General features: G+C 64.2%; 19 protein-coding genes. 7 read left to right on the top strand and 12 right to left on the bottom strand.

Going from position 1 to position 20,219, the window contains the following annotated elements; all coding sequences use genetic code 11:
• Nucleotides 1–12: 12 nt before the first annotated feature.
• The 6 genes from LWC34_RS15775 to LWC34_RS15800 all read right to left on the bottom strand — a co-directional run bounded on the left by LWC34_RS15775 (nucleotide 13) and on the right by LWC34_RS15800 (nucleotide 4,383).
• A complete protein-coding gene (locus LWC34_RS15775; protein WP_250109443.1) occupies nucleotides 13–1,764 on the bottom strand; it encodes a penicillin acylase family protein in 1,752 nt (583 codons plus the stop codon).
• A 150-nt stretch (nucleotides 1,765–1,914) separates the two neighbouring features.
• The gene (locus tag LWC34_RS15780; protein WP_233725813.1) at nucleotides 1,915–2,541 is read right to left on the bottom strand and encodes a hypothetical protein; all 627 of its coding nucleotides are present in this window, start codon (nucleotides 2,539–2,541) and stop codon (nucleotides 1,915–1,917) included.
• Nucleotides 2,542–2,626: 85 nt separating this feature from the next.
• A complete protein-coding gene (locus LWC34_RS15785; RefSeq protein ID WP_233725814.1) occupies nucleotides 2,627–2,854 on the bottom strand; it encodes an EamA family transporter in 228 nt (75 codons plus the stop codon).
• Between the two features lie 425 nt (nucleotides 2,855–3,279).
• Entirely contained in the window at nucleotides 3,280–3,567 is a 288-nt protein-coding gene (locus tag LWC34_RS15790; RefSeq protein WP_233725815.1) for a hypothetical protein, read from the bottom strand.
• Nucleotides 3,564–4,052 carry an MSMEG_6728 family protein gene (locus LWC34_RS15795; RefSeq protein WP_233725816.1) on the bottom strand — a complete coding sequence of 163 codons (489 nt, stop codon included), beginning with the start codon at nucleotides 4,050–4,052 and terminating at the stop codon, nucleotides 3,564–3,566. Before LWC34_RS15795 ends, LWC34_RS15790 begins: the two co-directional genes overlap by 4 nt.
• A 4-nt stretch (nucleotides 4,053–4,056) precedes the next feature.
• Nucleotides 4,057–4,383 carry an STAS domain-containing protein gene (locus LWC34_RS15800; protein WP_233725817.1) on the bottom strand — a complete coding sequence of 109 codons (327 nt, stop codon included), beginning with the start codon at nucleotides 4,381–4,383 and terminating at the stop codon, nucleotides 4,057–4,059.
• Between the two features lie 232 nt (nucleotides 4,384–4,615).
• On the opposite strand from LWC34_RS15800, the gene LWC34_RS15805 reads away from it, so the two are divergent.
• Nucleotides 4,616–7,048, top strand: a complete 2,433-nt coding sequence (locus LWC34_RS15805) for a molybdopterin oxidoreductase family protein (RefSeq protein ID WP_233725818.1) — start codon at nucleotides 4,616–4,618, stop codon at nucleotides 7,046–7,048.
• The gene (locus tag LWC34_RS15810; protein WP_233725819.1) at nucleotides 7,045–7,521 is read left to right on the top strand and encodes a hypothetical protein; all 477 of its coding nucleotides are present in this window, start codon (nucleotides 7,045–7,047) and stop codon (nucleotides 7,519–7,521) included. The genes LWC34_RS15805 and LWC34_RS15810 overlap by 4 nt, the downstream gene beginning before the upstream one ends.
• On the opposite strand, the gene LWC34_RS15815 is transcribed toward LWC34_RS15810, so the two are convergent.
• The 4 genes from LWC34_RS15815 to LWC34_RS15830 form a co-directional block, all read right to left on the bottom strand.
• On the bottom strand, nucleotides 7,514–7,933 hold the full coding sequence (locus tag LWC34_RS15815; protein WP_233725820.1) for a VOC family protein: 420 nt from the start codon (nucleotides 7,931–7,933) through the stop codon (nucleotides 7,514–7,516). The two genes, LWC34_RS15810 and LWC34_RS15815, sit on opposite strands and share 8 nt — an antisense overlap.
• Before the next feature lie 81 nt (nucleotides 7,934–8,014).
• A complete protein-coding gene (locus tag LWC34_RS15820; protein ID WP_233725821.1) occupies nucleotides 8,015–10,345 on the bottom strand; it encodes a DNRLRE domain-containing protein in 2,331 nt (776 codons plus the stop codon).
• Nucleotides 10,346–10,407: 62 nt separating this feature from the next.
• The gene (locus tag LWC34_RS15825) at nucleotides 10,408–10,755 is read right to left on the bottom strand and encodes a hypothetical protein (protein ID WP_233725822.1); all 348 of its coding nucleotides are present in this window, start codon (nucleotides 10,753–10,755) and stop codon (nucleotides 10,408–10,410) included.
• Nucleotides 10,756–10,925: 170 nt separating this feature from the next.
• Nucleotides 10,926–11,753 carry a patatin-like phospholipase family protein gene (locus LWC34_RS15830; RefSeq protein ID WP_233725823.1) on the bottom strand — a complete coding sequence of 276 codons (828 nt, stop codon included), beginning with the start codon at nucleotides 11,751–11,753 and terminating at the stop codon, nucleotides 10,926–10,928.
• 54 nt (nucleotides 11,754–11,807) lie between these two features.
• On the opposite strand from LWC34_RS15830, the gene LWC34_RS15835 reads away from it, so the two are divergent.
• Both LWC34_RS15835 and LWC34_RS15840 read left to right on the top strand, forming a co-directional pair.
• Nucleotides 11,808–12,395: a TetR/AcrR family transcriptional regulator gene (locus tag LWC34_RS15835; RefSeq protein WP_233725824.1), complete on the top strand. Its 588-nt coding sequence runs from the start codon at nucleotides 11,808–11,810 to the stop codon at nucleotides 12,393–12,395.
• Nucleotides 12,396–12,507: 112 nt separating this feature from the next.
• Nucleotides 12,508–13,275 carry an SDR family oxidoreductase gene (locus tag LWC34_RS15840; protein ID WP_233725825.1) on the top strand — a complete coding sequence of 256 codons (768 nt, stop codon included), beginning with the start codon at nucleotides 12,508–12,510 and terminating at the stop codon, nucleotides 13,273–13,275.
• Here LWC34_RS15840 and LWC34_RS15845 read toward each other — a convergent pair.
• On the bottom strand, nucleotides 13,265–13,897 hold the full coding sequence (locus LWC34_RS15845; protein WP_233725826.1) for a TetR/AcrR family transcriptional regulator: 633 nt from the start codon (nucleotides 13,895–13,897) through the stop codon (nucleotides 13,265–13,267). The genes LWC34_RS15840 and LWC34_RS15845 overlap by 11 nt on opposite strands.
• A 41-nt stretch (nucleotides 13,898–13,938) precedes the next feature.
• Here LWC34_RS15845 and LWC34_RS15850 point away from each other — a divergent pair, with 41 nt between their 5' ends.
• Complete coding sequence (locus LWC34_RS15850; protein WP_233725827.1) at nucleotides 13,939–15,849, top strand: amidohydrolase family protein; 1,911 nt, start codon at nucleotides 13,939–13,941, stop codon at nucleotides 15,847–15,849.
• A gap of 11 nt (nucleotides 15,850–15,860) precedes the next feature.
• Here the strand turns inward: LWC34_RS15850 and LWC34_RS15855 are convergent, their stop codons facing one another.
• On the bottom strand, nucleotides 15,861–18,560 hold the full coding sequence (locus LWC34_RS15855) for an AfsR/SARP family transcriptional regulator (RefSeq protein ID WP_233725828.1): 2,700 nt from the start codon (nucleotides 18,558–18,560) through the stop codon (nucleotides 15,861–15,863).
• A 97-nt stretch (nucleotides 18,561–18,657) separates the two neighbouring features.
• On the opposite strand from LWC34_RS15855, the gene LWC34_RS15860 reads away from it, so the two are divergent.
• Nucleotides 18,658–19,425, top strand: coding sequence for a VldE C-terminal domain-containing protein (locus tag LWC34_RS15860; RefSeq protein WP_233725829.1), 768 nt, complete (start codon nucleotides 18,658–18,660; stop codon nucleotides 19,423–19,425).
• A 1-nt stretch (nucleotide 19,426) separates the two neighbouring features.
• Complete coding sequence (locus tag LWC34_RS15865; protein ID WP_233725830.1) at nucleotides 19,427–20,164, top strand: CHAP domain-containing protein; 738 nt, start codon at nucleotides 19,427–19,429, stop codon at nucleotides 20,162–20,164.
• Nucleotides 20,165–20,219 lie beyond the last annotated feature (55 nt).

Genomic DNA, 20,219 nt, shown 5'->3' on the forward strand with positions numbered 1-20,219 from the left:
TCCAGCACTGGTCTACCTGGCGCCGACGCCACCAAACCCGCGCCCGTCACAGCCACTACCAGCGACAACACCGCACATATCAACAGGCATAACACTGTGCTGCTGTCGTACTAACCGCCGCGCGACCAGCGACACCTGATCGCCCTGCAGACGCATGGAATCCGCGACCGTTCCCCGCTGGGACTTCGCCAGCGTTTCCACGATCCGCTGATGCCGAGCGGGATACGTCCACTCGAAACCGAGTGGGTAGGGATAGTTCGGCGGCAGGTTGAACTCGTTGGCTGTGGCGATGAATCCCTCGGTGGGGTTGTACGAGCGCGGCAGGATGTCGCCGTTGTAGAACCCGTCCCATTCGTAGCGGCCGTCTCCTGGGATTGGCATCAGGCCGTCATATCCGCGCCGGATCGGCGCCAGCCCGCCTGGCACCCAGCCGATGTTGCCGTGGACGTCCGCGTAGACCTGGTTTTCGGTCGGCGCGCCCCAGTCGCGCATCGCGTCGGTGAATTGGGTGAAGTTCTTGGCCGTCATGTACTTCTGGCTGCCGTAGTACGGGCTCATCCCCGGCTGTAACCAGGCTGTGCGTACGGCGTAGGCCCGGGTGCCGTCGACTGCGATCACCGGACCGTGCCTGGTGTACGACAGTTCGACCTGACGCGCGGGCTCACCGGCCACAGATACCTTCTCTGTGCTGGTCCGGAGGCGTTCCCAGCCGTCGCCGTAGCGATATCGGCTGTGGTCATTGGGGTCCAACTGGTAGACGTAGAGATCTTCTTGGTCCATCGGCATGACAGTCAGCCCGAACGCGATGGTCCCGTTGTGCCCGATCGAGATCCCGGGCAAGAATGGTTCGTTGGCGCCAATGACATTCATCCCAGGCGCGACCAACTGGGAGATGTAACGCAGCGATGGCGCCGAATACACGCGGTGCGGGTCGTTGGCCAGGATCGGACGACCAGTCGCGGTCCGCTTTGGCGCGACGACCCAGTTGTTGCTGCCCTCCAAGGCTTCGTCAGGTTGGGACGGCAACGCACGGACCTGCCCGTTGGCGAACGTCACCTCCTGCGTCGCCAACTGGAACACCCGCAGCACGTCACTCGGCAGCGCACAGGGATCGAAACCAACAGGAACAACCGTTTCCCGTTTGGGCTTGAGCGACACGCGCACCAGGTCAGCGGGCAGACCAGCCACGCACGCAACCTTTGACCTCGCCACCTCACTGGTGAGATTTCTGGTCAGCCCATGGCTGCGGATCCGGACGATATCCGTTGCTTCCCAGTGGTCCGGGGTGTAACCGAGGATCCGGAACTCCTCAGGCATGGCCTCAGGATGCCTGCCGAGCCAGTCGACATAGGCATTGATCCCCTGCGTGAAACGACTGGCCGCGAGCTCGGCGTTGGGGCCGTAGCTGTCCCATTCCCGCCGCATGTCCCCGCGATACAGGAACAATCGCGCGGCCCGATCCTGCTCCACATAGGACGGACCAAGGACCTCGGACAGCTTGCCGAGGCCGCGCCGACGCCACAGGTCAATCTGGAACAACCGCTCACGCGCGGCGTTGAATCCCTGTGCGAGGAAGGCATCCGCGACAGACTCGGCGTACATGTGCGGAACACCCCAGCGGTCCACCACAAGCTGAACCGGCTGCCGTAAACCAGGAATGCTGAATCTTTCCAGCTGTGTCGCCATGGCTGGCGTCACACCGAACACCAAGCCGAGAACGAAGATCACGACCACAAGTCGCTTGCTGAGCCTCCGTCGGGTCACCATCTCGTTCTACTCGGTAACCATCACATGAACAACACTGGTCGCCGCTTCCTGCCCGCCCGGGAACGACGACACGCACCGACGGTCCCGGCGACCAACTGCCCAATAAGGACTGACACAAGGGCTTTGTGTCGCCAGTGGCCACGCCGGTCATGGCCCGTCGTTCACCAAACGAACAGTTTTCGTGTTGACCTTGTCGGTCTGATCGGGACATCCAGCAGGCATCGGCTTGAATCTCACAGTGCCGTCACTATCTGGCGTCCTGCCCCTCAGCGCCTCACTGCATGGTGCGGATACGCGAAGTGCGACGATCGGATAAACCGTCCCCTTCTTGTCACCAGCATTGCCGATAGGCGCATTGTGAAAACTCCACTTCCCATCTACCACCGGGACAGGATAAGGATTCACTTGATAGTAGTAGCCATCGGTCGGATCAAAGTCCACCAGCCAAATCAGATCACTCTCGCACGCAGTCCCTTCGAACAACGCACCACCCGCTGCCGATATCTTCGTGTTGTCAGCGGGCGCGGTGACGGCGAAAGCGCAGGTAAGGGATGTTGCCGCGCTCGGTGGCGGAGGCGCGTCGGGAATGATCGGCAGCGATGGAGAAGAGACAGGCGTTACGGAAGGCTTGGAGGCAAGGATGATCGCAGCCACGATCGCGCCCACAGCGGTCAGCACGGCGGCAACGATCGCACCAACAGGCGCTGCCCAATGGGTTGAGCTCCGCGTTTTTCCTGACTCCTGACCAGAGTCTCCCTTGGTGTCGTCTGCCATTAGGCCTCTCCAGCACTTCAAGCATCGGGTGCACGATCTATCACCGCACCGTGTTGCCCTGTACTCGCGAAAGAATGGTGCGACATTACAATTCCTTGCAATGTTCACCCTTTTGGTAGTCCGAGGACCGTCGATCGGCGGTCGTCACCACCACAACGGACAAAATCACGAACACAGAGCCGACGATCGTGGTCGCGGGCAGTGGTTCGTCCAGCACGAGCCAGCCGAGGAACAACGCGACTGCCGGATTGACGTAGGCATACGTCGTGGCCAGCCAGACCGGAACGTTGTCCAACAACCACACCAGCGACACATACGCCACCCCAAGCAGCTAGTGGCTCGTCTCAAGTCGTCGACCATGCAACCGGGCTTCCGGCCTGTCCATAAAGGATGATCAATCGTCACCTGAGTCACACCCGTCGCACATGCCACACCTGTTACCCAGGTTGACGCCGTGAAGGTCACCTTGACGGCGTTCAATTGAACGCACCTAACTCGGCCCTCACGAACAGTCGCGGGCGTGACCAGCGCCAGACGACGCAGGAAGCAGCCCTCCCGCCGATGAATGCCTCATTCGGGGTCACTCGGACCACCTCGGATCGATCCTGCTAGTGGCTCGTCTCAAACCGTTGACCATGCAACCGGGCTTCCGGTCTGTCCATAATGGATGATCAATCGTCACCTGAGTTACATCCGTCGCATGCACCACACCTGTTACCCACGTTGATGCCGTGAAGGTCACCTTGACGGCGTTGAACGCACCGAATCTTCCCCTCGCAAAGGCCTACCGCCCGCACGGCGCCGCAGCACGCCAGCGTGACCGTGGCAGCCTTCGCGCTGTATCACCAGGCAAACCTGCAGGTCACCGACCCGAACACGGTCCAGCAGGATGAAGCCAGCGACGAGAAACCGGATGCCCATGCCGAACAGTGGCGGGCTTGTCCGAACGGCCGCGGTGATGGCCAGGTACGTCGAACCCCATACCAGGTACAGGATCGCCAGGTTCGTCGCCGCCAGCAGCCTCATCGGGCTCGCAGGTGGGCGCCCCGTGGACGGTCCGAAACTGGCCACACGTAAGGCAGATCGTCGGACACGTCCGGAAAGAACGGGCGATAGTGCTCCGGGTCCTTGCGGACAAGCGCTGACTGGTGGCTCTCATGGAATGCGGCTTCACCCAGCCACGGCGGAAGCTCGCCCGCTTCGGCCAGTGCGGTCTGAGCCCGAACGTCAGCAGACCCGACCGTGCTACGGAAATCCGTCAACAGAGTCGCTGCGCAGGTGTCGCGTCGCCCCAGAGCACACCACACGTCACATACGTCCAGGCCGTACCGGGTGAGCGCCTCGTCGTACCCTGCCCACATGGCCGCAGCCGGGTGGTGCCGCCAGCCGTAGTCCGCGATTGTGAGCGCCCGCAATACTTGGATCGCCTCGACGCGTTGTTTGCCGAGCCGCCGAGCATCCAATACCGCCGCGGTTGCACGGAAGTCGGGATACGGCAGGAAAGTCTGCATCTCCTCAGCGATTACCAGCGGGCACTGTGTCGACGAGCGTGAATCGTTGCGCTAGTCCAGTCAGCTCGATCGTGCGCCGGGACGCGGGGCCACAGACCAGCCGGACTTCGACTCCGCGCAACGCGGCCTCGTCCTGGAACCGGATCAACGCCGCCAGCCCGGCCGAACCAAGAAAGCTGATCTTGAGCAGGTCGACGAACAGGACACCGCCACAGGTAGTCAGGGCTGCACTGAGCTGCGTGGCGAAGTGCTGCCCGGTCGCCACGTCGACCTCACCCCGCAGCGACAGCACAGACGGGGAATGGGTCAAACCGTCGCCTGCCTCGTTCATGGCATCCTCCGATTCACCGGCGCGGTACTCACCGCCGACGGATACCCGAGCCTGATTGCCACGAAACGCCCGCACAAGGCGCACTCGGCTGGAGCCGGACCGAGCCAAGCCTGCCAGCAAGCTCGGCGGACAAGTTCCGAGAGCTCCTTGTCCGTTTCGGCACGGACGTCTGAAGTTTCTCACCGATTCCACCGGGTAGACGCAATGAGTACCCGGCAAAAGGAGAAGCGCCATGGTCGTCAGGGACGGCATTGGGCAGCCTTGGGGCGCTCGAACTCCGTACGGCGCTGGTCAGAGCTGGCCTGTCCGCGTCGACAGTCACCTCGCCGACGGTGTCACGCCTGAGGACGTCGACAAGTGGGTGCACACCGCGGCGGTGCTGCATTCCAATGGCGACGGTCTGGATCTGGCGGTCAAGGACGGCCGCATTGTCGGGGTTCGCGGTCGAGCTGACGACCGGGTCAATCACGGCAGGCTCGATCCGAAGGACCTGTTCGGCTGGCAGGCCAACAGTTCACCCGATCGACTGACGACTCCCCTTGTTCGCGATGGCGACCGGCTTGTTGAGTCCACATGGGACGTCGCGATGGGACGTGTGGTCGACCACAGCAAGAAGCTGTTGGCCGAGCAGGGCCCCAGCGCCTTGGGGTTCTACACCAGCGGCCAACTGTTCGCCGAGGAGTACTACACCCTCGCCGCCATCGCGCACGGCGCCATCGGAACCAACCACCTGGACGGCAACACCCGGCTGTGTACCGCCACAGCCGCCGAAGCGCTGAAACAATCGTTCGGCTGCGACGGTCAACCCGCCTCCTACACCGATGTCGACCATGCCGACGTCATCGCGCTGTTTGGGCACAACGCCGCGGAAACCCAAGCCGTGCTGTGGAGCCGCATCCTCGATCGTCTCGCCGGACCGAACCCGCCGCGCCTGCTGTGCGTCGATCCACGGGAGACCGCGGTGGCACGCGCGGCGACTGTCCACTTGGCACCACTGCCCGGCACGAACCTGGCTCTGATGAACGGGATCCTGCACGAGATCATTGCGAACGACTGGGTCGATCACGGTTACATCGAGCGGAACACCGTTGGATATGACGATCTCGTCCAGCAGGTCGCCGACTATCCGCCAGACCGTGTCGCGTCTATCTGTGGCGTTTCCATCGGTGAGATCCGTGACGCCGCACGACTTCTTGGCCAGGCGGAACGTCTACTGTGCACGGTGTTGCAGGGTTTCTACCAGTCACATCAGGCAACAGCGGCGGCAGTTCAGGTGAACAACGTCAACCTGATCCGCGGGATGATCGGCAAACCAGGCGCGGGCGTCCTGCAGATGAACGGGCAGCCGACAGCCGAGAACACCCGCGAGTGCGGCGCGGACGGCGATCTGACGGGATTCCGCAACTGGGCCAACGATTCTCACGTCGCCGAACTGGCGAGGCTGTGGAACATCAACCAAGCCCAGATCCCGCATTACGCGCCGCCAACCCATCTGATGCAGATGCTGAGGTATGCCGAGAACGGCACGATGAGATTCCTGTGGGTCTCGGCGACCAATCCCGCTGTGTCGTTGCCCGAACTGCGCCGGATCCGGTCGATTCTCAGCCAGGACCGGCTTTTCCTCGTTGTCCAGGACGCGTTCCGGACCGAGACGGCCGAACTCGCCGATGTCGTCCTGCCCGCTGCCATGTGGGGCGAGAAGACCGGCACCTTCACAAACGCAGACCGCACCGTGCACCTGTCGGACAAAGCAATCGACCCACCAGGGCAAGCGAAGTCCGATTTGGACATATTCTTGGACTATGCACGCCGCATGGACTTCCGTGACAAGGACGGCGAACCGTTCCCGCCTTGGCACGACCCGGAGTCGGCATTCGAGGCCTGGAAAGCGGCATCCGAGGGACGGCCGTGTGACTACTCCGGCTTGAGCTATGACAGACTACGTGCCGTCGGCGGAATCCAATGGCCGTGCAACACCGGCAATTCCGACGGAACCGAGCGTCTCTACGCCGACGGACAGTTCTTCGCCCAACCGGACTACTGCGAAAGCTACGGCCGAGACCTGATCACCGGCGCATCGGTCGAACCCGACGAGTACCGTGCCATGAACCCCGACGGCAAAGCCATGATCAAAGCCGCCGAATACCTGCCACCGCACCAGCAAATGACGGAGGAATTCCCATACGCGCTGATCACCGGACGCACAATCTACCACTTCCACACACGCACGAAGACGGCCCGAGCGCCCCAGCTCCAGCACGCCGCACCGGAAGTGTGGGTCGAGATATCCACTGTGGACGCGAAGAAACTCGGTATCACCGAAGGCGACCTCACCGAGATCCGCACTCCGCGAGGAGAAGTGCATGCACGAGCCCGCATCTGCGGCATCCGGGAACACGTGCTCTTCCTCCCATTCCACTATGGCTACTGGGACACCGGGATGGACGGGCATCGAGCCGCCAACGAACTGACGCCGACGGAATGGGATCCAGCATCCAAACAACCTCTGTTCAAAACCGCCGCGGCCGCCATCAGTCTCCTCGCGCGCGGCGACGGTCCTTCTCCCGCGCCCACCACCGCCGCGTCAGCACCGGCTGCCGCTGACGTCCCCGACACCCAAGGTGACGCCAGCGCGCACGTGACCGAACAGGACGGTCAGGGATGAAACTCGACCTCGCCCTGCGCGAACTGCACCGCTCCGAGACGTCATTGGCCAAGGACCTGCGCAAAGTCTCCCAACGGCACGCAGCCGACCACGACATCCACTACGTCACCCATGACCTGGCCGGATGGTCGGCGGATCATGTCCGCGGACTGGCCGAAGCCGCCCGGCACTACGACCTGGAGTTGTCCGGCGACGTGCCAGAGACCATCCTCGCATCGATCCGCACGGCCATCAGCACATTGGCCGCCACCCGGCCGGAGCCGGGTCTGCTCCTCCTCGCTGATCTACGCCGCTTGCACCGCAAGGCCGCTGGCGTATCCCTCGATTGGGAACTACTGGCCCAAGGCGCGCAAGCCGCCAAGGACACCGAGCTGCTCAACCTGACGCAACGCTGCCACCCACAGACACTGCGTCAGATGAAGTGGACCAACGCGATGCTCAAAACCTTGTCGCCACAGGTCATCACTAGCTGACGTGCTTCGTGTCGCGGGCCAGCACATCGAGGTAATGCGGGTTGTACGTCAGCCCGAGCACATTCCCGAAGGGGTCGAGCACCGACGCACTGACAAACCCGCCTTCCATCACGGTCTTGGGCTCGTGTGCAGTGGCCCCCATCGCAATGAGCCGCTCCAATGCGGCGTCGATGTCGTCGACGTGCCAAGCAACGGCCGCACTACCTGGTTGACCGGCAGCGGCCGTGGCGTAGCGGCGATCGAGGATGCCGAGCTCATGCTCATAGTCACCCACCCGGAACTCGACGTAGGCCGGGTTTTCGGCGTCGGGGCGCAGGAAGTACGGCTCAATGCCGAGAAAGTCCGCGTACCACTTGGCGGCGGCTGGGACGTCGTCGGCGACATAGCCAACGGTGGCAAGTCCGCGCAACATCGCAACTCCTCTCATCGAGAACAACCTGACGTACCAACCCTATGAACGATTGAGGTCACTTTCTGTCCCCATCGGCAACAATCATGTCGCCGACGGGACGTAGAAGTTCCGCTCGGCCACCTCGGTCCGCAGACCGGCCGTGTTGACGCTCCACAGGCGCAACACCAGGTAGGCATTGGAAGGCTGATCAGCGGGCACGGTGAACTCGATCGCCGCCGTGCCGTCCGGCCCTGGCGGCACGGTGTTCTCGGGTCCGTTCTCAAGGGCCCAGCCGAATGTCGCCACGTTGGCCTGCACCGGGTTGAGCGTGCACCGGACAACCTGGCCCGGCTTGACGTATCCCTGGTCGTCGCAGGTTGCCTGGGGTGCCAGGTACCTGACGGAGATCGCGTAGGTCGCGGTCTCCGAAGTCCCGCCACCAGGGAGGGGGCTGGTCACGGTCAGGTGCGTCCAGTCCGGCTTCGTCGGCGTGAAGGTGATCGACGCCTTGCCGTCCACGTCGGCCGGCACCGTGACCGGTGGCGCGGAATCGAACGAATAGGTGTACGCGGTGACGCCAGGGAACAGCGAAGTGAACGTAAACGTGCCAGGGATGCCAACCCCGCCACTGGATACGTACTCCGGGTACTCCGCACTGAAGATCCGCGGCTTGTTCGACGCGACGTCCACGTTCATGTACTGGAGGCCCGACTGCTGGCCCTGTGCGGTGACGCTGCGGACGTACAGCATGTTCCAGCCGGAAGCAGGGGCGTTCAGGCGCAGGGCCGCGGTTCCGTCCGGTCCAACCGGGACAGTCGTCCATTCGCCGTCGGCCCAGCTGTACGTGAACGTCTCCGAGCCTGGCAGTACCGCGCGCAGGGTGAAGTCGACCGGCTGGCCGAAGATGGGTCGCTCGGTCCGCCGCTCGATGATCGGACGGCCGGGGTCGATGTCGAGCCCGGCCTCGCTGGACGAGGTCAGGTAGCCGGTGCTGAGCTTGGCACGGACGTGGATCCAAAATTGGTGGTCGGGATTGTCCGGGTAGACGGTGACAGTCGCGGATCCGTCCGGACCAGCGGACACAGTGGACTCGGTTTCTTGGTTGAGCCGGTAGGCGTACCCGGCGACGAGGGTGTCGCCCCGCGGCTTGAAGGTGCACTGCCGTGGCGCGTAAACATAGGCGGTGTCAGGGGTGCAGCTGACCTCGGGCTGATTGCGGAAGACCCAGAAGCGGTAGTCCGTGAAGGGAGAGCCGTTGCCCGCCGCGTCCACGCCGCGCACCGACAGCGTGTTCGCGCCTGAATAGTCGGGGGTGTACCGGACAACGGCCTTGCCACCGGGGCGGTCCGCGGCCGCGTTCATGGGCCTGCCGAGGATGTCGGTGTAGAAGAAGCCGACCACGTCGGTGTCCCCGCCCGCGTCGAAGATGAAAATCCCGGGCACGCCGGTACCGCCGGTGCCCTCCTCGCTGTCGAAGTAGTCGGACGAAGTGACCGTCGGAGCCTTGGTGGGCGAGGTGAAGTCGGTCGTGAACTTGCAGACCGCGCTCCACGGCCCGAGCCCGCCTGAGTCGTCCTTGCCTCGCACCTGCCAGGCGTAGGTGACGTCCCCGGTCAGCAGGCGTCCGACGTCAGCCCACACCTTGTCCCCGACGGATCTGCCGGTTTCGGGAAACGTGACCCGCTGGTCTGGGCGATCGACGGGCCAGAGCGCGTACTCGGCGCCGATGTTGGAATGGTCGCCGTCCTTGACGGTCGCACCGAGATTCACCGAGCGGCTGACCATTGTGGGTTTGGCGGCGCACGGCTCTCGGTTGATGGTGAAGTCCGTGGCCTTGCCGGGAAGCTTGTTGTGACTGAGGGTCAGCTTCATCTTCGGCGAGTATTCGCGACCGAACCGAACATCGGCCTGCTGAGCCTCCGGCAGCCGGAACGCGAAACTCACGTTCGGGCGACCGGCGGCCACAGCGTTGCGGACGCCTTCCGTGACCGTCCACGTGAGACTCGGTGACGGGCAACGGTCATCGATGTACGGCCCGCCCATCTTGACCAACTCCGCGGGCTGGTTGTTCCAGGTCGGCTTCCTGACAGGTTCGGTGAGCCAGACCTCGGTCGCCCGCGGCTGTGCGCAATCGGTCACCCCGGTTTCGGCGGTGCTCAAGACGGCGAAGGTGAAGTCGCTGCCCCGCAACGTCGACAGATCGAAGGTCACGTAGGACTTGGAGATGTGGGTCGAACCGTTCGCGTAGGTACGGGCTCCTACGGGGGCATTGCCCGGATGGTCGACGAAGCTGGCCTTCGGCGCGGCCGAGTCGATGTAGGCCCATGACGTCGGTGCGACATCGGTGACGGTCGCGGCCGCGGCTGGCGTGACCGCGATGCCCGCGATGAGCAGTGCGCTGAGAAGCGCGGTGCCGATTGAGCGTGTACGCAACTGGTCCTCCCCCCAGAGGTGCGACGAACGCGAACGCCGTCGCACCGGTCTGCACCTATGGATTACGCTTCGAACGGACCCGCGGTGACCGGAAGTTCGGTCCGCTTCCAGGTGACCCAGAAGTAAGTGACCGGGTTGCTCGCGGTGCCCGGAAATACCTCGCTGCAGCCAGATGAGCTGCCGTTGGCGTCATCGACGTACCCCTTCACCCCGTTGCGCAGCTGGTACGTCGTACGGAATCCGTAGCCGTCGCTCTTGGTGTCACAGGCGTAGACCCGCGTGTGATTGTTGGTGACACCGCCGTAGCCACATCGGCCGTTGCAGTTGTTGATCGACCCGATGTTGTCGTGTGCCAAGGCTGCAGGCGCGACGGCCAGCACACCACCCACCGCAAGCAGCACTGCCGTCAAGCCCCGCACTGTTCCCCGCATGAATTGTCTCTTCTCATCTCAGCCAACATCCGGACGTGCCCAAGCATTCATTGGCCGAGTAGGTGGCTGGGAGGGGTTTCCCGTCGACTGCGGCAGTGGGAAACGGGCAACGCGTGACCAGCAAGGTCTTGAAGAGGGTCGGCGACTGGCTACCGGCCCTTCCACCAGGTCAGCACCTCTGGAGCCAGGTCGCGTGCTTGCTTGGCGCCCGCGGCGGCCCCGGCGTCGATGAAGCGCGGATCAATCAAATCCATGGGCGCGTTGTAGAAACGTTCCGCGACGATGACATGGACGCGGTACCCACGCTCGGCCAGAAAGGCCTCCTCGCGCACGAGGTCGTTGCCTCCTATGGGTGCGACTACCAGCACCTGCCCCGGGTCGCTCTCGGTAACCAGGTCGGCATTGGTGCCGCTACGCACTCCCCCGTCCAGCCAAACCTCGCCATTTACCGCGACCGGTGGAGCGATACCTGGTGCCGCTGTGGAACACGCGACCCCGACGGCGAGTGGAATGCCATCCCGAGCCGACCACGCCTTGGGCTGGCCGGTACTGGCGTTCACCGACATCATCCGCAGCCGGGGCGACCACGCGCCCTTCGGCAGCATCGCCTTCCACAGATCGTTGGCCTGCCCAACGGAAATCGGCGGCATTGCCGCGACCGCGCCCCGGCCGACTTCCTCTGGCGAACCGGCACCCGCCAGGACTGTCTCGAACAAGCTGGTGTCCGGGCGCCCAGCTGAGGCGTTGTTCGCGTGCCAGGCGGCACGCTTGTGCATCAGAGCAGGCACCTCCGCGAGGCCGTCCGGCTCGACAGTCAGCCACGCGCCGACCACCGCGCCAGCCGACGTCCCGATGACGACATCGGAGTCGGCCACCGGGACCCCAGCACTGCGCAATCCGTTCAGCAGAGCCGACGTCCACGACGCACCGACGGGCCCGCCGCCGCCCAGAACCAGAGCGTTGTTCGGCATCGTCATGACCCCTTCTGATTTATGTCGTCCGTCATACATGATAGCCCGTATACTCGGACTATGGCTCGACGTTCAGACACCAAACAGCGCATGGTCGGGGCTGCCCGCCAACTCATCCGCGAGCATGGCTACAACTCCATGGCACTGTCGGACGTGGTCGAGCGCAGCGCCTCCCCGCGCGGATCGCTCTACTACCACTTCCCCCAGGGGAAAGTGCAGATGGCGACCGAAGCGGCCGAGGCGCATACCCGCGAGCAGGTCGACTTGATCAACCAGCTCGCCGGACAGGCGGCGACGGCCGAGGATCTGGTCCGGGCCTACATCGACCTGGCCCGCGACAACATGCAGGTCAGCGGCTACGGACGTGGCTGCGCCATCGCCCCGTTGGTGATCGAGGTCGGCGAGTCCTCCGAGGAACTGGCCGCCGCCAGCCGACGCGCGTACTTCCTCATTATCGAGACCCTGGCGCTTCAATTCGTCGTGCTCGGTGCGGACAATGCCAGCGCCCGTGAGCTGGCGCACGCCACGCTGGCTGGCGTCCAGGGAGCGATGGTGACCTCACGCGCACTGCACAGCCTCGAACCGTTCAACGCCGTCCGGGACGCCATGGCCAGCCGCGCGCATGCCCTCACCGTGTCCAGCGACTGACACCCTGCCCGTCGGGTGAATCGTCGCGCCTCGAAATTATGTCGCTCGACATATATATTTGGTGGCCACAGCCGGCTGTCACAAGCCCATCAGCTCAACTGGAGATCCAGACATGTCCTCAATCCTCATCACCGGTGCCTCACAGGGAATCGGTCGCGCCATGGCACTCAAGCTCGCCAGCCGCGGTCATCGCGTCATCGGCACCGCCCGTAACCCGGACAGCCTGGCCAGCCTCCCCATCGCCGAGCGGCTCCAACTCGACGTCACCGACCAGACCAGCGTCGACACCGCGATCAAAGCCGCTGGCCAAATCGACGTCGTGATCAACAACGCGGGCGAGACCATGCGCGCCCCGCTGGAGACCGTCCCGGTGTCCGAGGTCGCCCGCCTGTTCGACCTGAACACGCTAGGCGCTCTGCGCGTCGCCCAGGCCGCCCTGCCTGGCATGCGCGAACGCGGCAAAGGCCACTTGATCTTCATGTCCAGCATCCAGGGCCGAATGGTCCTGCCGATCATCGGCCCATACGGAATGAGCAAATGGGCAACGGAAGCAATGGCGGAAGTCCTGGCCATCGAAACCGGACACTTCGGTGTAAAGGTCAGCGTCATCCAACCGGGCGTAGTAGCCACCGACGGCGGCGCGAAAGCCAAGGTCTACCGCACCGACGACGACCCATACGGCCCACTGTTCGACGAACTGGTCAAAACCCGAGGCGAAGTCGTGACACCGGAAGAGGTGGCCGCGGTCGTCGCCGACACGATCGAGCAGGAAAACCCGCCGCTGCGCGTGACAGCAGGTGCGTCCGCCGCCAAGGTCCTGGCCACCCGCAAGACCTCGCCAGAGGATGAGGTTTTCTTCCCCTACGACATCAACTGGTAGCCCGCAACAGACCCAACAGAACGAGCTCGGCCAGGGTGTCGGCATCCTTGATGATGTCGGCGTCCGCCGGACGACCCAGCCGTTGGGTGAGCGGGGCCTGCGTCAAGGCGATCGCAGGTCCGGTCAGTGCCACGAAAAGCATGTGCATCGGCACATCTGGCAGGCGTCCGGCCTTGACGAGCCGCTGCAGCGTTGGTTCCAGCGCGGTGAGGATCGGTTGGAGGTACGTGGAATGCACGAAGTCGAGCCGGTCTGATTCCCGGTTGGACTCGTCGGCCATCAGGCGGTTGACATCGGGCTGCCTCCCGGCGGCGCGATAGAACGCGCGGACCATGTTGCCGAGACGGTTCGCGTCGTCGTCGCCGTGTTCGGCGATCGCGGCTTCGATATCCGTCTTGATCCGGTTGAACGCGCCGTGCACCGCCGCGCGCCAGAAGGCTGCCTTCGAGCCGTAACGGTCGTTGATGAAGTTGTGGCTCACGTTCAGCCGCTTCGCGAGTTCCCGCACGGACGTGCCGTCGTAGCCGAGTTCGGCGAAGGCATGTAGCCCTTGATCGAGGATCTCTTGCTCGTCGGGCACCGCGGGTTGGTCCGCGGTGCGACGACCTGGGCGGCGTGTCACGAGTCCGGACTCTACTTGACGGATGTCAGAACGGGCCTGAAGTGCCGTGCGGCGGCGGTGGCGGCCGTCTCGACCGCCTGGCAGCAAGCATCTTCCCGCAGACACCAGGCGCGGAATACCCCGAACTCGAACGATGGACAAGAGAACTGAGCGCAGGAAACGGCGACGACATCTTCCGCGTCCACGGCCCAGGGGAAACACTGGTGTGGAACGGCGTCGACTTCGACAACTTCCTCGAACCCATGCCGGTGTTCCCACCGGAAATGGAAGCCGACCTCACCCGTGTCGTCCGGATGACCGTCGAACGCGGTTGGCCGTTCCGCTATCACGCGAGCTACGACCAGTCGATCGAACGATTCCTCGGCGTGATGGAAACCATCAACCAAGACCTCCCGGTCGGCAACGTCCGATGGATCCTCGACCACGCGGAAACCATCAGCGCCCGAAACGTCGACAGAGTCGCCGCATTGGGCGGCGTGATCGCCGTCCAACACCAGATGGCGTTCCAAGGAGACATCTTCCGCGAACACTACGGCGACCAAGTAGCACGCCGTAGCCCACCGGTCGGTGAAATGCTCCGCGCCGGAGTCCACGTCGGAATGGGAACCGACACCACCCGAGTCGCCAGCTACAACCCATGGGTCGGCCTCTGGTGGCTGATAACCGGCAAAACCCTGGCAGGAACGAAGATGCGCGCCGCGGAGAACAACGTCGACCGCCTCACGGCGCTAAGGCTCTACACCCAAGGCAGCGCCTGGATGGAGAGCAAAGAACAAGACAAAGGCACCCTCATGGCAGGGCAGTTGGCCGATCTCGCCGTGCTGTCCGACGATTACCTCAAAGTGCCAGTCGACCGGATCAAAGAGATCGAATCCGTGCTGACCGTCATGGACGGCAAGACGCCTTCGGCAACCTCTCCCCCGCACCATTGCCCATCAGTTCCGACTGGTCACCTGTCGGCCCCTTCGGCGGATACCCCCGCTCCGGCGGCACCGGACACCTCTGCTGACAGCAGTGGACAGTCAGCTTCCCTTGCCAGGGAAGAAGACCCAGCGATCGACACGCGCACAGCTGGCGAACCCGAAGCGCTGCGCTGCCGCCCCGGCATCCTTGGCCGCACTGTCCACGACGTTCATTCCCGCAGCGACATACAGGTCCGCGCCGCGTGTCGCGTTCTGGGAGAAGTTGCTCCGCCTCGCCGACTCGAAGGCGAAGGTTTCCAGCTTGTCCATCCAGTCGCGCAGTTCGTCCTGTCCGGACTCCGGCGCTGGCAAGCCACGCACATGGTCCCGCAGGTCCCTGATGAGCGCCACCCGGTCGGTCATCTTCCGGTAGTCTTCGTCCCCGCCGAAGCCGTCGCCAAAGGACAGATCCCCGGCGAACCGCTGGCTGATCGTGTCGCACTTCTGGTCGGCGCTTGTGATCAGCTCCTGCTTCGGCGAGGACGAACACCCACCAACGGCAAGCAGCACGACCATGGCACCAGTCATGGCGAGGTCTCGCGCCTGTGTCATGCCACGCACGGTACGACTGGTAACCGGGAGCGGTCCCGACCTCGCCGATGTCACAACGTGGCGACCTGTCTGGTCTTAGCGGATATGAGCCAATCCCTGGAGTCGAGCACCGGCGTTGACACGCCGGTCACCGTGATCAAGAACTACACAGTGCCAGCGGACGAAGCCGAATACTTCGTCGAGGTATATCGGGAGAACGCCTGGATCATGTCGGCCCAACCCGGTTTTGTCCGATCCCGGTTGCACAGGGCACTTGCCGACGCACCTGAGGTACGGTTCGTCCACATTGCCGACTGGAATTCGGGCACCGCGCTCGACAAAGCCACCGCCAACCCCGAGTGGCTCGCGTCACTGCGACAAATGTTCGACGATCCCGGCCTGCACATCACCTCAGAACCCGCTGCCTACCGCGTCGCGGTCGAACTTCACCCCTCCTGACCTAGCCGCCGTCACGTCGACCGCACAATGATCTCCGGCGTGTCCGGCACCGACTGCGCGACCAGCTTCCCTGCCTCCGCGGTCGACAGCAACCCCAACTCGTGCAGGATCGTGATCGCCTGGTCCCAGGTCGCCCTTGCACCTTGACCAAGCGCATGCTGGGCCTGGCCGAGGCCCCACAGCGCCTCGGCCTCCAGGTATCGGTCGCCGACCTCGCGCGCGATCGTGAGCCCGTCGGTGTGATGTCCGATGGCTTCACCCGCACGGCCAGCGCGCAGATGAGCCCAGCCGAGGTTGGCGTACGCGACGCCTTGCCCGTAGCGGTTCTCCAAGTCACGGTCAATTTCCAGGCAATCGGTGTGACAGGTGATCGCCTCAGCCAGCTGCCCCATTCGCTGGTACGCCAGGCCGAGCGTGTTCAGCACTCGAGCCTCTCCCCTGCGATGCCCAGCTGTACGGCTGATCCGCAGGGCCTTGGTCAGACACTCGACAGCTTCCGAGTAGCGCCGCAGCTGCATGTAGTCGCGCCCAAGGATGTCAAGGCAGCTCGCCTCGCCCGTGGTGTCACCAGATTCCTGATAAATGGCCATGGCTTCGCCAACCGCGGCGATCGCCTCGGCATACTGTCCACTTCGGCCGTACACATAGGCCATATCCTCCTTGGACTGCGCCTCGGCTGCAGCGTCACCAAGGGATCGGGCGGAGGTCGCGGCCAGCCGCAGCAGCACGATCAAGTCTGTCCAATGGCCACGGATGTCGAACGGCCGGAACAACGCAGCCGCCAACGCAATGGCGTCCGCCGGGGCGGCCTGATGCACAGTGGCCACGAGGTTCGCACGCTCGGTGTCCACCCACGAGATAGCCTCGGCCGAAGTCGTCAAGGACGGCTCAACCGAACACTGTGGAAGCCGACGAGTACTGCTCGGATGCAGCAACACACTCGCCTGACGCGCATCGGCCAAGTAAGCATGGAACGCACGCTGCCGGGCATCCTCGGGAGCCGGGAATTCCCGGGCATAAAGCCGGATCAGGTCGTGCATCCGAAACCGGCCGGGCGCGGGCGAACCGAGTAGCTGCGCGTCCACGATCTCGTACAGCAGCTCCTCCACGTCACCGCCGTCGACCAACGCGGCCGCGATCCGGACACCGAAATCCGGCCCATCAAGCAGACCTATCAACCGGAACAACCGGGCGGCCTCGGCGGACAACCCCTCATAACCAATCGCGAAACCCGCCCGCACAGCCAAATCAGCGACTTGAAGCTCATCAAGACGTTTCCGTGAATCAGCCAACCGAGCAGCCAGATCAGCCAAGGACCAATGTGGACGAACCGCCAGCCGGGCACCAGCGATGCGCACAGCCAACGGAAGCAGTCCGCACAACCCGACAATGGCCCGAGCCTCGGCAGGTTCCGCGGCCACACGTTCGGCCGGAGCGAGCAGAGCCACCGCGCTCTCCTCGCTCAGAACATCCAGGCTCACGTGTTCCGCACCGGCCAAAGTGGTCAGTGCCCGTCTGCTGGTGATCAGCACCGCACAACCCGGGCTGGCCGGAAGCAACGGCCGGACCTGGGCAGCGTCCAAGGCATTGTCCAGAACCACAAGGAGCTTGCGACCGGCCACAAGGGACCGAAACCGGCCGGCAGCCTCCGACACATGGACATGACCCACGTCGTCGCCGAGCGTGTGCAGCCAGCGGTCCAGTACCTCGCCCGGGGTCAACGGCGCCAGCCCGGCCGTCGCACCCTGCAAGTCCACGTACAACTGGCCATCCGGGAACTCGGACCGAAGCCGGTGCGCGGCATGGATCGCGAGGGTGGACTTGCCGATCCCGCCAGGGCCGTTGATCGCCACCATCCGGACCGGCCCAGGCTTGGCCAAGGCACGGCACAGCAGGTCAACCTCGAAGGTCCGGCCGGTGAAGTCGGGGATGTCCATCAGCAGTTCCGCGGGCACCGGCGCGGTCACGGGCTTCGAGGTGCCGAGGGACGGATCGTCCCGCAGGATCAACGAGTGCGTGCGCCGCAACTCCGGGCTCGGGTCCGCGCCCAGCTCATCGGCAAGCCGGGTCTTGATGTCCGTGAACATCGCCAAGGCCTCGGCCGGACAGCCCGACCGGTACGCCGCGACCATGAACTGAGCAGCCAGCCGTTCATCCAGAGGCCTCTCGGCCAGCAAGGCCCGCAGTTCCGGCAACAACGCGGCGTGCCGTCCGAGGCGCAGCTCAAGAGCATTGCGTTCCAACACGGCCGCGGCCCATTCGTTGACCAAAGCAGCCCTGGTATGCGTGGCCCAATCACCGGTGACATCCGCCAAGGGCGTGCCTTGCCACAGCTCCAAGGCATACCCGTACAGCGAGGAAGCTTCCTCGTCACCAGCAGCCCTGGCCCGGGTCACCAGTTGGCGGAACCGGTGAATGTCCACAGCCGACTGATCAACACTCAGCAGATAGCCACCCGATCGTCGGATGATCTCCATCTCGGGCCCGAGTGCCCGCCGCAGCCGAGCGATGTGCGCATACAGCGTGTTACGGACCGAAGCAGGCGGATCGTCGCCCCACACCCGGTCGATCAGCGAGCTGACGGCGACAACGGAGTTGGGTTCCATCAGCAGCACAGCAAGCACGCATCGCTGCCGCGGCGTGCCGATATCGGCGAATTCGCCGCGAACACGCACCTCGACCGGGCCCGCCAGACGGCACCAGACAGCCACTCCCCACCTCCCCTGTTCTCCGCAAGGTTCCCACAAGGTTCCGGGCATCTCGACCACTGAGGGTTGTGACGTCACACCGATTCAGAGGGGAGACAGCGTGCTACGAAGAGCTGCTGCACTGCTGACCACAACCGCCGCCATGCTGGCCGGACTGGCCGTCACGCCAGCGTCGGCGCACACATACAGCATCATCAGCGGCCACACGGTCACCGTCCGGTCCGGACCGGCCACCACATACGGGTCCAAAGGCAGCGTCACCGGCGGCCAACGCGTCGCCATCGCGTGCACAGTCCGGGGTCAGTCGGTCACCGGGCCCTACGGCACCACGGATGTCTGGGACTACATCCACCTTGAGGGCTACATCTCCGACGCGTTCGTCTACACCGGAGTGTCCGGCCCGGTCGGTCCGCCCTGCGGCAGCGACCAGCTGCACTGGGATCCGTCCGAGATGCGCCTTGGCGTCGACCAGCCCGGCACCCGCCGGCTCTACAACGAGATGAAGGCCAAACCCGCGTGGAACCTGCGCGGCGGGGACGCGCACTTCGCCGGGATTTACGTCAACAAACCTGGCGAGCACGGCGAAGGCCGCGCGCTGGACTACTGGATGGACATCGACCGGCCAGCGGAATTCCAAGCGGGCTGGAACATCGCGAACTTCATGAAGGACAACGCCCGCTCGTACGGCGTTCAGACAGTCATCTGGAACGACAAGGTCTGGCTGGCCAGCAACCCGAACGCGGGCTGGCAGGAGTACGACGAGATCGGCAACTGCGGCGATTCGAGCAAGCGCTGCAAGCACAACGACCACGTGCACATCAGCCAGAACTGGGCCGGTGCCGTGCTGAAGACCACGCACTGGATGTGACATGAGAGTCCTTCTTCTCGCAGCTTGCCTCGCGCTCGTCGGGGCGCCGATGGCGCACGCGGCGACCACCGCGAAAATCGACACGAGTGGCAGCGCGGTGAACCTCCGGTTCGGACCAGGCACGCAGTACGGCATCACCGGCAGCGTGTCCAACGGCCAGACCGTGACCATCGTGTGCACGACGAGGTCTGAACCGGTGACCGGGAAGTACGGCACCTCGACCATCTGGGACAAGCTCAGCAACGGCTCATGGGTGGCGGACGCGTTCGTCTTCACTGGGACATCCGGCCCGGTCGAGCCGGAGTGCGGACCGACGGGCATCCGGCCGACTGCGGATGACTATCCATACCGTGGCAACCCGAACGCCGTGGATCGCTGGTTCATGTATTCCGGGCAGTGCACGTCTTGGGTCGCGTGGCGGATGGAGCAGGTGAACGGCTACTTCCACAACAACGGCTGGCGCAACGGGATCTCCGGCCACTGGGGCGACGCACACGAGTGGAACGACAACGCGGTACGACTGGGGTATCGCGTGGACCGGACTCCTCGGGTCGGCGCCATCGCCCAATGGGAACGTGGCGCGGGCGGCGCGTCGGGCTGGGGTCACGTCGCGTACATCTCGGCGGTGAACGGAAACACGGTCACCGTGCAGGAATACAACTGGACAACGGAGTTGGGCTTCGGCACACGGAATGTCCCATTGAGCGAGATCAGCAACATCATCCACCTCCACTCGTGAGTGGTTATGCGCGTTCTAACGCGCGTAACCACTCACGAGTCCTGAGCTGGGCACA

Origin of the sequence: Kibdelosporangium philippinense, from assembly GCF_021390435.2 — a bacterium.
Lineage (GTDB): Bacteria > Actinomycetota > Actinomycetes > Mycobacteriales > Pseudonocardiaceae > Kibdelosporangium > Kibdelosporangium philippinense.